Here is a 10,826-nt window from a genome sequence, read left to right as displayed (position 1 = left end):
GCTGGAACGACCGGTCACACCCCTTCACCTGGACCAAACCCGCCGACGAAATCCTCGCCTCCATCGACCGGAAACGTAAACATGTTTCAGCGACGGACCACTAGCTATGGATCAAGGGCAAGAACGTGTTATTGCCGCTTCTCAACCGATGGGTTTCGCCGCCTGTCGAGGCGCCGCCCTTGCTCCTGACGTGACGTGAGGTCTTAGCGTGGCGGCATGACCAGCACCAGCCCCGGCGGCCAGTGGGGCATCGGCGACGTTGCCCGACGTACAGGCGTCACTGAACGCACTCTGCGGTACTACGAGGAGATGGGGCTGCTGCTTCCGGCCCGCGATGTCGGTGGCCGGCGCCGGTACGACGGCGGCACCATCGATCAGCTCTACCGGATCCGGCTGCTCCGCGAACTTGGCACGTCCGTGGCCGACCTCAACCTCGATACGGACGAGCTGCCCGGCCTCACTCGGCGCCACCTCGTGGACCTCGATTCGAAGCTGGCCGACCTCGCTCGGGCGCGGGAACGAGTTCGGCGCGTCGAGGCCCGTCTCCTCGAGGGCGACCAGCCCACTGCCGACGCCCTGCTTGAACTGCTCTCAGCACTACCGGCTGATGAGCCCGCGTTGACGCGGCGGATCACGTTGCTGGTGTACCGCGACATCGCGGCCGGGCACGCCTATCTCGTCGATGTACTGGGTCTGGCTCCTGGACCGATCAGCTTCGACGGCGATCGGGCGGTGCACGGCGAGGTCCACGCTGGCGACGGCGTGGTCTGGCTGCACCGGGAGGCCCCCGAGCACCGGATGGTCTCGCCGCTCACCACCGGCACGGTCACTGCCTCGCTCGCCATCCTCGTCGACGACGTCGACGCCCACCACGCCCGCGTGGCCGCAACCGGCGCCGCGATCGACCAGCAGCCGGCCGACATGCCCTACGGCGTGCGCGAGTACAGCGTGCGCGACCCGGAGGGCCACCTCTGGTCGTTCCAGACACCGCTCCCCGATCTCGAAGAACAGGAAACCCGATGACCCAGCTGACTCCCTATCTGTGCGTCGCCGACGCCCGAGCCGCCATCGAGTGGTACGTCGCCGCGCTGGGCGCCGAAGTCACCTACGACCCGATCGTCATGGACGACGGTCGGGTCGGCCACTGCCAACTAGCGATCGGCGACGCCCAGTGGATGATGTCCGACCAGTTCGACTCCGCCGGGATAGCGGCCCCCGACCCCGCCCGCGGGGCGGCGGTGTCACTGCACCTCACGGTCGCCGACGTCGATGCGGCCGCCGCCCGCATCGTCCGCCAAGGAACTCCAATGGCCAGGGGCCCCGAGGACAGCCCGCCCTCCGGGCGGGTGGCGGTCTTCGTGGATCCGTTCGGTCACCGCTGGTTCCTGAACCAGCCTGCCGAGAGCTGACTCAGGTTCGCAGCAAGGGTCTGGGCACCGAGTTCGGTCTGCGTGCCCGCGCCTGCACGGTTCCACCGACGAGCTTCCTCGGCTGGTCGGTCTCAACGCCTGCAAGAGCCTCGATGCGCAGCCACCTCCGCCCGCACTATCCAGCAAGCCGCCCCGCACGGGACCGCGCAACCTTCGCTGCATCTCGACAGTTGTCGAGATGCAGCGAAGATTTCACAAACCGCGAACTTATGAATCATAAATGCTACGTTATGACGTCTCCGGGAACGATCATGTCTGCTTATGGATATAGCTGGCCTGTGCCCGGCGTCAGACCATCGCAAGGTTCACGAGCTGGACGTGGGAGGGTGGCTTTCCGAGCCAGCGGTACCTCTTGCCCGGGTCCGCATGGGCAAGGGCGACAGCGGCCTCGGCTCGTCCGCGGGCCGCACCACCACCGGGTCCGTGATCTACCGGTTCTGCCGAATGTCGGACGTATCGCCAAGGTGCGCCGTGGGACGTGCAAAGGCACCCGCGCCGCGTTCTGCTGAACGTGTGGCCAGCGGAACCGCGCCCCAATGCACGTCCGGCGGCGCACCCGTCCGGTTCTGCCGCGGACGTGTCGATTGGTGCTCGGTACGCGGTGAGTCCGGTCGCGCATCTTTGGAACTGCGCGGTAAGTCGACCCTGGTCCGGCGCGCGTACAGGATGTCCCTATGACCGATCGAGCTGTCGCCTCGGGCAGCCCGCCAAGCCCGCGGCATATCTGTCCGACCTGCGGCACCTGACCACCCTCCTGCTCCACCTTGCCGGCCAACCCGGCGCCACCGACCTCGCAGACTGGCCGGTGGGCCTGGCCCAGGAAGCAGAACGGCGGACCGGCGATCGCGGACCACGGTGGGGCCTGCGACCACCCGACGACCCACGTCTGCGCGGCGCCGCCCTGGCCACCGCGGACGGGATCCTTAGGGCCCCCGACGTCGACGCCGCAGCGGCCGCGTTGACGCCGTGGACCGAGCTCACCCCGACCACCCCGGACGGGCCCCTCGGCAGGCTCGCCGACCGCACCGTCATGACGCCCACGCTCACGCGGCTCGTCATGGCCGCCCGCGCCCCGCACCGCAGCCTGTCCCACCACCTCGACACCCACCCCGCCCATGGAGGCTCGCGCATGCCGATCAACCTGCTCGTCATCCCCCAGGTCATTCCGCATGCCCAGTACCTCGAGCACCTGCAGGGCGCGTTTGACTCGAGCGAGGACACTGTCCGGGCGTTCGCGTCCCTGTCGCTTGCCCGTCTGCATCCGGACGTCACGTCCTGGAAGGCCGCCGCGGAAGTGCTCAACATGCCCGGGCCGATGGGTGTTCGCCTGGCCCGCGCCTGCTCGGCCACGATGCTCGTCAGCGCCGACGAGTGGAAAGCGCGGATCTGGCGGGCCGGCGAGGAGACGCGTCGGCGGGATTACCGGGCCACCGAAGCCAAGATCGAGCACCGGCTCTACATGAGCCGGTGGTTCAACGAGTGGGCCCGACAGTTCCGCCCCGGAACCCACTACAGCAGCTGCGGCTACGGCCTGACCTGGCAATGGGTCTACGTCGCGCACGCCCACCTCGACCTCTCACCCGCCTGGCGCGGCAAGAAGCCGACCGCCAAGGACCGCCACCAGTACCGCCAGTTCGAGGAATCCCTCGACGAGCACCAGCAGTTCGAACTCGCTTATGCACTGCACAAGCGGGCGTGACCTGTCAGCCACTTCGCGATCGGCGACGCCTCCGTAGCGCGTCCACGAGCCGTTTCCACCAAGTCGATCGTGCTGGAGCGCGAACGGCTGCCGCTGCAGCCTGGTCGCGGACGATGGCCGCCCGCGTCGCCGCAACGCCGATCGGCGGTAGCCACTCGACCACGTCCCGAGTGATCAGGTAGTGCGATCGGCAGGGCGACTGGCCGTTCCCGACGGATGGTCGCAACGTCACAGACCCGTCGAACGTGAGGGTCCAGCCGTCACTCGCGAGCGGGGTCACAGCCTTCGCTCGGCAGCCGCAGGCGCAGAGATGCACGGCGGTCGAGTACTCCATCGAGATGTAGAGACGTCCCTGCTCGAGTTCGCCGGGCACATACGTCACGTAGGTCGGCTCAAGTCTGCGCAGCCTCATGCTGCGCCGGCACCTTCGTCCGAGTCCGCGTGCTCGGAGGTCCCTGGGTACTTGTTGAGGGTCTCGTTGGTGTCGATGCGGTAGGTACTGTGGAGTTCGCCCTCGATGTCGGCGTAGAACTTCAGCCACTTCTTGAAGCGGATGACGGCCATCACGGCGGCAGCCATGTTGAGCTCGGCGACCTGGAGGTTCGTGTCGTACTCGGCGGCGTCACCGGCTACGACGGAGATGAGCCCACCGTGGGTCACGTGGTCGGTTGCACCCGGGAGCCCGGTGGTGACGCGAACCTGTCCGGCGATCCCGTTGTCGTCGTCGCTTACTCCGATGCCGGTGTCGATGAAGGGGACGCCGGCCGCGATGAGCGCGTTCACGATCGCCCACTTGTCGGGTCCGGAGTCCATCGCCAGGAACACGAAGTCAGCGTCGGCCAGCTCCGAGACATTGGCTGCGGTGACGTCGACGGCGTGGGGGTGGATGTTGCGGCGCGTGCTGGCGTAAATGGCCGCGTAGTAGTCGACCTTCGCCATCCGCGCTTTCAGGTCATCGACGGACGCGGCGCCTGGTGCACGGAACGCGTTGTGCGTGATGAAGGTGTCCCCGTCGTAGAGGTGGACGTCCCCGATTGGGGTCTTGGCGAGCAGGTCGAGAATGTAGGCGCCGGTGCCGCCGAGGCCGACGATCGCGACCTTCGACAACTCAAGCAGCTCGTTGCGGGCTGTGATGCCGGCACGGCTGGAGAAGGTGTCGAGGTAGACGAACACCCCGTCGTCTTCGTCCGTGGTGAAGGGCTTGCCCTGCAAGGGTGTCACGGTCGGATCGATCGCCTGAGCGGGCCCGAGCAGGATGGCTGCGTAGGTCGTGACCTTCTCGTAGAAGTCGACGTACCCGTCGGGCCGGGGCTTCTGGGAGAAGCCGACGGCGGGCGTCAGCTCGGATCCGGCTGCCCACCCGGACGTGAGGCCGACGTTGGCGAACCCGGGTGAGATCTCACCGCCGTCCCGGTTGCACGGAGCCGACCCGACAAACGCCATGACGTGGTTGCTGGGCTTGGCGGTCCGATCGCCGGCCAGGTCCAGCGGACAGATGAACGAGCCCTCCCGGACTTCCCTCTCGGAGTCGACGTACGGGATGTCGTCCACAACGAGGTAGCCGTTGACGATCCGGACTGTGTAGCCCTCATCGACGAGGTGCTGCAGGTCGGGGCTGTTACGAACGAGTCGTGAGTCGGACATCGAAGCTCGTCCCCTTCTTCTTGACCTTGACCGACTCGCCGGCCACGAGCGTCCCGCTTCCTCCGTGGGCCGCGATCGCGTTCTTGTAGGCGACGGTGAAGATCGCAGCCGGGTCGTGGCCCGGGAACGCCAGCGCGCCCAGGCTCTCGTAGCTGACGACCTCCTCATCGAGGGTGTGCGGCGTTCCGTTGATGACCACCGCGTAGGTCTTCTCGTGCACCTGGATGCTGGTGTTGTCGGACATATTGGCTCCTGCGTGTCGATGTGGAGAACCGGCAGTTGCTCGGCGAACCTGATAGTAGCATAATGGTCTTCACCCAAGGGATGAAGACCTGACAATGACTCAGCGTGTCGGAGTCTGTCTGGGCGAACTGGCAGCATGGGCCGCCTAGGATCCGTCACGTGCGGGTCTTCATCTCTGGGGTGATGGAATGAGGTCACGTTGCGCGTCGAGTACCACGACGAGGTGCTGCGCCGGCTCTCCGAGGAGCTGGAGTACGCACCGAAAGGGTGGGACCCGACGGTCATCAGGTCGTATCGGAAGAAGGTCCAGCTCATCTCCGCGGCACGGGACGAGCGCGACCTGTACGAGATGCGGGGTCTGCGGATGGAGAAGCTGAAGGGCGACCGTGCGGGCCAGACATCGATGCGTCTCAACGATCAGTTTCGGCTGATCCTCACCTTCAAGACCGAAGGGGACCGGGTGGCGGTCCTCCTCGAGGTGGTCGATTACCACTGAACATCGATAGAGAGATCGAGATGAACGCTGCACTAGCCGAGGTGTTCCCCGCAGGGGAGTTCCTCGCCGACGAACTCGACGCTCGCGGTTGGACTCAGGCCGAGTTCGCCGCCATCCTCGACCGCCCAGCGCAGTTCGTCTCCGAGATCATCTCGGGCAAGAAGGAGATCACTCGCGAGTCCGCCGCGCAGATCGGCGCTGCCCTCGGGACCAGCCCCGAGATGTGGCTCAGCCTCCAGGACCAGTACCTCCTTTGGCTGCAGAAGCAAGACTCCAAGTCGCAGAGCGACCTGGACGACGTACGTCGTCGTGCCCGCCTCAACGCCAAAGGCCCCATCCCGCTACTCAGGAAGGCAGGCGTTCTCGCCGGCAAGTCGCTGGACGAGCTCGAGGGCGAGGTCATCCGGTTCTTCGAGTTGAAGTCGCTCGATGACGAGCCGCGCCTTGCGGCCGCCGCCAAGCGCTCCAACCACGGCGAGGCCCTCTCCTCGCTCCAGACCTCCTGGCTGTACATGGTCCGCCACGCAGCGCGCAAGAAGGCGGTAACCGATAAGTACTCGCGGAAGGCCCTCGAAGCCGTCGGTGCGGCGCTACCGCGGGCTCTCAAGAGCCCGTCGGATTTTGCCGGCCTGCCGCAGATGCTTGGCGGCGCGGGTGTCCGGCTGGTCTACGTCCCCGCACTCCCAGGGGCGAAGATCGATGGCTGCGCGATGATTGTCGACGAGACCCGCGTCATCGGTTTGTCAGGTCGAGGGAAGCGACTGGACAAGGTGCTCTTCGCACTTGTCCACGAGATCGCGCACCTGACGCATGGTCACGTAAAGGACGACGTGCCGATCGTTGAGGCGATAGAGGTTGACGACGACCCCGATGACCGTTCAGATGAGGCCACCCAGGAACGCGACGCCAACGAGACCGCCGCTGGGTGGGTCCTGCCCGGCGGCCTGCCGCAGCTTCCAGACCGACTGAGCGGACCTTGGGTCAATCACACCGCGGCCGATGCGGACCTAGCGCCAATCGTCCTCGTGGGCCACCTGCAACATCTGAGGAAGCTCGACTGGCGCACCACATTGGCGAAGGGCGCCCCCAACGTAGATGAGGTCATGGCCAGATGGTGATCACCCGCCCGCGTAGGCAGCCGTCACCGCCGCTCCAGGGCACGAACGGTTGGCGTGCTCGCCCAGGGCGGCCTCCTGCATCCCGAAATGAATCTTGAGGGGACAACGTGAAGGCCGACGCACTCAACCCGCGTGAGCTGTTCGGGACGACCGTTCACTACGAGATCCCGGCGTTCCAGCGGCCTTACGTGTGGACGCTCGAGGACCAGTGGCAGCCCTTATGGCAAGACGTTCGCCGAGTGGCGGAAAAGGTCATCGCCGCAGCTGGTGACGAGGCGGCACTCGATGCGGTCGGCGGTCACTTCCTCGGCGCCGTGGTGTTCAAGCTGAAGTCCGCGACAGCGGGCGACGTCACTCGACAGTCCGTGATCGACGGCCAGCAGCGCAGCACCACCCTGCAGATCATGCTCGACGCGGTCCACGAGGCAGTCCTGAAGAGGGGCCACGAGGTCGAGGCCGAAGCCATCGAAGAGCTGATCCTCAACCAGGCCAAACGCTTCGCCGGGCGGCCGGAGCGGTTCAAGCTGTGGCCGTCACGCTCAGACCGATCCGCCTTCGAGTTCGCCATGGACAACACCGGTGCCCATACCGGTGACCACCTGATCGTCGAAGCTCACGAGTTCTTCCGCACCGAGGTCGGCAACTGGCTTGCCGGTGTCGTTGACGAGGGCGAGCAGGCGGTCGGCGACGAGAAGAACCGCGTGACGGCCCTGGCCGACGTCGTCCAGTCCCGCCTGTATGTGGTCGCGATCAACCTCACGGGTCACGACGACGACCAAGTCATCTTCGAGACCCTCAATGACCGTGGTACCCCGCTGCTCAAGGCGGACCTCATCAAGAACTGGATCTTCCAGGTCGGAGAGCAGGTGCACGCCGACGTCGACTCGTGGCCGGAGAAGTACTGGGCCGACTTCGACGACACCTGGTGGCGCGAGGAGATCACGCAGGGCCGTCACCTTCGGTCCCGGATTGACATCTTCCTGCAGTACTGGCTCACCATGCGCCGGCGTGACGATGTCCTGACCGAAGAGGTGTTCCGCGAGTTCGTCGCCTACGCCAAACCGCTGATGACAACCAACCTGGATGCCGAAGGACTCCTCAGCGAACTACGGCGAGACGCCAACACGTTCCGCGGCTTCGCCCAGCTCTCCCGTGACACGGTCGAGGGCAGGTTCTACGGCCGCGTGGTCGAGTCCCTCGAGCTCGCGTCGACCACGCCCCTGCTGTTGTGGATGCTCTCGGAGAACCACAAGGTCCCCGACGAGCAGATCGCCGTAGCCCTGGGCGCGTTGGAGAGCTGGGTCATCCGACGAACCCTCCTGCGCAGCACCATGAAGGACGTCAACAAGATGATGGTCGCCATCCTGACCGCGCTCGACCCGGTCGACGTCCATGAGGTGGGCGGTTCGGTCAGGGACTATCTCGCCAACCAGACCTCAGACGCACGAACCTGGCCCAACGACGACGACATGGTCTCCGGCTTGCCCACGATCAAGCTGTACGGCAACGTGCGCCAAGCCCGACTACGGGTCGTCCTCGAGGCCCTCGAGCTGCAGATGCGAACCCAGCGCCATGAAGCCGTCACCATCCCGGCCAAGCTCTCGGTCGAGCACGTCATGCCCCAGGCATGGCGGAGCCATTGGGACCCCGAGCCCAAACTCGCACCCGAAGAAGCGGCGGACCGCGACAAGCTGGTCAACACCCTCGGCAACCTCACTCTCGTCACTTCGGACCTCAACGGCACCCTGTCGCACCGGCCGTGGACCGACTCCGAAACGGGCCAGCTGAAGACGAGCGGGGAGAACAAGGGCCTCGGAAAGCGTGCTCTGCTGAACAAGTACAGCGTCCTGCGCCTAAGCCGCGACATCGTCGACAACCACGCTCAGGCATGGACCGAGGACGACATCCGGCAGCGCTCGGTGAAACTTGCCGAGGTGCTTTGCGACGTCTGGCCCCGGCCCACCCCGTGACTCTGCCGCACGTGACGGACGAATTGGCAGACTGGTCTGCCTGGGCACCACTCCTGAAGGCGGTGGCCGACGCGCCGACCGTCCCAGGGGTTTACATGGCTCGTGAGCGGCACAGCGGCCAAGTGGTCTATGTGGGAATGGCGGGAGAGCGCAGCGGTCGTGGGCTACGAGGTCGCCTGCGCGTTTACCTCTCCGGCAAAGCTGCTGTCTCCGGCCTCGGCGAGGCGGCCATGGACCGAGCCCTCGCCGACGCTGACGGGTTGGCCAACATGCTGGCAGAGGTACGCGAAGGAAGCCCCGGCCGTACACGCGTCTGGGCGACACGGGCCCTGACCCGAGCGGAACTTGAGATTCGTTGGGCTACCTGCGCGGACAAGACGGCGGCGGTGGCCTTGGAGCGCCAGGCCATCGCGACCCTCGCTGATACTGGGCTTTGGAACCGGGCACAGTAGTGAGCAGCGGCCAGTTGGGCGCTTTGCATCGCATGCTGTGGTCGACCGTGCTCTCGATGAGGGCGCACACGGACCCAGGCTGTCGCACGAGTCTGTGGCCGGCGCCAACTCATGGTGTCGTCCCAGTTTCACTGTTCGCCGGACAGTCCTCTCGCGCTCGGATATGATTGATTTAACCCAATTCAATCTTTGAGGAGCCGAGCGTGGCACGTACACCTGGAGCGAAGAACAAGACACCCCGCGAGCTTCGCGCGGAGGCCAAGCGCCTGAATGAGAAGGCCACCCTTCTCGAGAAGATCCAGAAGCTCAAGGGCCAGAAGAAGTAGTCGGGCAGCGTTTCCGGCAACTCAGGGTCCAACACAGAGGAGCGGTGCGATTGTTCAAGGTAGTGATGCAGTACCCGGACGGGACTAGCGAAGACGAAGACGAGCTCTTCGAGACAGAAGCCGAGGCGGAGGCGTATGGCCTTGAGCAGTGCAACAACTACGTCGTCGGCGGCGAGGTCTTGCATCTGTCGAATCCTGGGGACTACCCGCTCAACGATGACGAGGTGGACTTCGAGGTAGTAGAAGTAGACCAGTAGCGGGCTCGCGAACTTTGAACCACCCTGTGTTCGTTGGAGGCTCCTGACCTTGGAAACGAGGATGGAGTTATGCCGAAGGCTGGCGAATGGGAAGCCGACGACGCGTCGGTACTCGGTCGAGGAGAAGGCTGCCGCGGTGCGGATGGTGAGGACGCTGCGCGCTGAGCTCGGTGTCACGCAAGGGACGGTCCAGCGCGTCGCGACGCAACTCGGTTACGGTGTTGAGTCCGTGCGGATGTGGGTCAAGCAGGCCGACGTCGACGACGGCGTCACTGCCGGCGTGAGCAGCGCGGAGGCGCAGCGGATGCGCGAGCTTGAGCAGGAGAACCGGGAGTTGCGGCGGGCCAACGAGGTGCTAAAGCGGGCGGCGTCTTTCTTCGGGGCGGAGCTCGACCGCCACTACCGGAAGTAGTCGCGTTCGTCGACGCGAACAAGGACGATCTTGTGGACGGTCGCCGGCTCGGAGTCGAGCTCATCTGCAGGCTGCTGCAGGTGGCTCCGAGTAGTTACTACGCCGCCAAGACCCGCACGCCGTCCGCCCGCGCGGTGCGGGACGACGAGCTGATCCCGCAGCTGGTCGAACTCTGGGAGTCCAACTACCGCGTCTATGGGGTCCGCAAGCTCTGGAGGGCTGCCCGCCGCGCGGGGATCATGATCGGCCGAGACCAGACCGCCAGGCTGATGCGCGCCGCGGGGATCGAGGGCGCGAGGCGTTCGAAGCGGGTCAAGACGACGAGGCCGGATCCGGCGTCGGCGCGGCACCCGGACCTGGTGAAGCGGGAGTTCACCGCGAGCGCCCCGAACCGGCTCTGGGTCACCGACCTGACATTCGTGCCGACCTGGACCGGCGTCGCCTACGTGTGCTTCATCATCGACGCGTTCAGCAGGATGATCGTGGGTTGGCGGGTCGCGTCGCACATGCGAACCGAGATGGTCCTCGACGCGGTCGAGATGGCCCGCTGGTCCCGCGGCGCCCGGCACGAGGATCTGCGGTGTCACAGCGACGCCGGCTCTCAATTCACCTCGATTCGCTATGGCGAACGCCTCGCAGAGATCGGTGCCACGCCGTCGATTGGGACCGTTGGCGACTGCCTGTTAACCGGCCAATCGGACCCCTGGGGGGTGGCTGCCTGACGCGGGCGGTGGTCGGAATCGCAGTGGGGGTGCTGGAAGTCGGTACTGCTGGGGAGT

The 10,826-nt window shown here is 65.8% G+C and carries 11 protein-coding genes, 1 pseudogene and 1 other annotated feature; of the genes and pseudogenes, 9 read left to right on the top strand and 3 right to left on the bottom strand.

What is annotated here, in order from left to right:
* Positions 1–216 precede the first annotated feature (216 nt).
* The 3 genes from ABD209_RS16080 (at position 217) to ABD209_RS16070 (ending at position 3,129) form a co-directional block, all read left to right on the top strand.
* Complete coding sequence (locus ABD209_RS16080) at positions 217–1,023, top strand: MerR family transcriptional regulator (protein WP_344068027.1); 807 nt, start codon at positions 217–219, stop codon at positions 1,021–1,023.
* Positions 1,020–1,409 (top strand): VOC family protein, encoded by a 390-nt coding sequence (locus ABD209_RS16075; RefSeq protein WP_344068025.1) that lies wholly within the window; start codon positions 1,020–1,022, stop codon positions 1,407–1,409. Before ABD209_RS16080 ends, ABD209_RS16075 begins: the two co-directional genes overlap by 4 nt.
* A gap of 826 nt (positions 1,410–2,235) precedes the next feature.
* Positions 2,236–3,129 carry a hypothetical protein gene (locus ABD209_RS16070; protein WP_344068023.1) on the top strand — a complete coding sequence of 298 codons (894 nt, stop codon included), beginning with the start codon at positions 2,236–2,238 and terminating at the stop codon, positions 3,127–3,129.
* A gap of 4 nt (positions 3,130–3,133) precedes the next feature.
* On the opposite strand, the gene ABD209_RS19895 is transcribed toward ABD209_RS16070, so the two are convergent.
* From ABD209_RS19895 to ABD209_RS16060, 3 genes are read right to left on the bottom strand one after another with little or no spacing between them, the layout of a single operon-like run.
* Entirely contained in the window at positions 3,134–3,541 is a 408-nt protein-coding gene (locus ABD209_RS19895; RefSeq protein WP_486348465.1) for a ubiquitination-like system serine protease family protein, read from the bottom strand.
* Positions 3,538–4,773, bottom strand: coding sequence for a ThiF family adenylyltransferase (locus ABD209_RS16065; RefSeq protein ID WP_344068020.1), 1,236 nt, complete (start codon positions 4,771–4,773; stop codon positions 3,538–3,540). Before ABD209_RS16065 ends, ABD209_RS19895 begins: the two co-directional genes overlap by 4 nt.
* The gene (locus tag ABD209_RS16060; RefSeq protein WP_344068017.1) at positions 4,748–5,017 is read right to left on the bottom strand and encodes a multiubiquitin domain-containing protein; all 270 of its coding nucleotides are present in this window, start codon (positions 5,015–5,017) and stop codon (positions 4,748–4,750) included. Before ABD209_RS16060 ends, ABD209_RS16065 begins: the two co-directional genes overlap by 26 nt.
* 198 nt (positions 5,018–5,215) lie before the next feature.
* Here ABD209_RS16060 and ABD209_RS16055 point away from each other — a divergent pair, with 198 nt between their 5' ends.
* From ABD209_RS16055 to ABD209_RS16030, 6 genes and pseudogenes are all read left to right on the top strand, one after another.
* Entirely contained in the window at positions 5,216–5,512 is a 297-nt protein-coding gene (locus ABD209_RS16055) for a type II toxin-antitoxin system RelE/ParE family toxin (RefSeq protein WP_344068014.1), read from the top strand.
* A 20-nt stretch (positions 5,513–5,532) separates the two neighbouring features.
* Positions 5,533–6,630, top strand: a complete 1,098-nt coding sequence (locus tag ABD209_RS16050; protein ID WP_344068011.1) for a HigA family addiction module antitoxin — start codon at positions 5,533–5,535, stop codon at positions 6,628–6,630.
* Between the two features lie 107 nt (positions 6,631–6,737).
* Positions 6,738–8,600, top strand: a complete 1,863-nt coding sequence (locus ABD209_RS16045) for a DUF262 domain-containing protein (protein ID WP_344068008.1) — start codon at positions 6,738–6,740, stop codon at positions 8,598–8,600.
* A 655-nt stretch (positions 8,601–9,255) separates the two neighbouring features.
* The gene (locus ABD209_RS16040; protein ID WP_344068005.1) at positions 9,256–9,378 is read left to right on the top strand and encodes a hypothetical protein; all 123 of its coding nucleotides are present in this window, start codon (positions 9,256–9,258) and stop codon (positions 9,376–9,378) included.
* Positions 9,379–9,428: 50 nt separating this feature from the next.
* Positions 9,429–9,635, top strand: a complete 207-nt coding sequence (locus ABD209_RS16035; RefSeq protein ID WP_344068003.1) for a hypothetical protein — start codon at positions 9,429–9,431, stop codon at positions 9,633–9,635.
* Between the two features lie 61 nt (positions 9,636–9,696).
* Positions 9,697–10,724, top strand: a pseudogene (locus ABD209_RS16030) (IS3 family transposase); the annotation flags it as partial.
* Positions 10,002–10,136: a sequence feature (AL1L pseudoknot), on the top strand. (Overlaps the previous pseudogene by 135 nt.)
* Positions 10,725–10,826: the final 102 nt, after the last annotated feature.

Source organism: Nostocoides vanveenii (genome assembly GCF_039531165.1).
GTDB lineage: Bacteria > Actinomycetota > Actinomycetes > Actinomycetales > Dermatophilaceae > Nostocoides_A > Nostocoides_A vanveenii.
The sequence above is the reverse complement of the archived record's forward strand: the minus strand, read 5'-3'. Positions and strand labels throughout refer to the sequence as shown.

Excerpts from the sequence above, each read along its gene's own strand:
- ABD209_RS16080 (WP_344068027.1), top strand. The coding sequence starts at position 217 with ATGACCAGCACCAGCCCCGGCGGCCAGTGGGGCATCGGCGACGTTGCC.
- ABD209_RS16075 (WP_344068025.1), top strand. The coding sequence starts at position 1,020 with ATGACCCAGCTGACTCCCTATCTGTGCGTCGCCGACGCCCGAGCCGCC.
- ABD209_RS19895 (WP_486348465.1), bottom strand. The coding sequence starts at position 3,541 with ATGAGGCTGCGCAGACTTGAGCCGACCTACGTGACGTATGTGCCCGGC.
- ABD209_RS16065 (WP_344068020.1), bottom strand. The coding sequence starts at position 4,773 with ATGTCCGACTCACGACTCGTTCGTAACAGCCCCGACCTGCAGCACCTC.
- ABD209_RS16060 (WP_344068017.1), bottom strand. The coding sequence starts at position 5,017 with ATGTCCGACAACACCAGCATCCAGGTGCACGAGAAGACCTACGCGGTG.
- ABD209_RS16050 (WP_344068011.1), top strand. The coding sequence starts at position 5,533 with ATGAACGCTGCACTAGCCGAGGTGTTCCCCGCAGGGGAGTTCCTCGCC.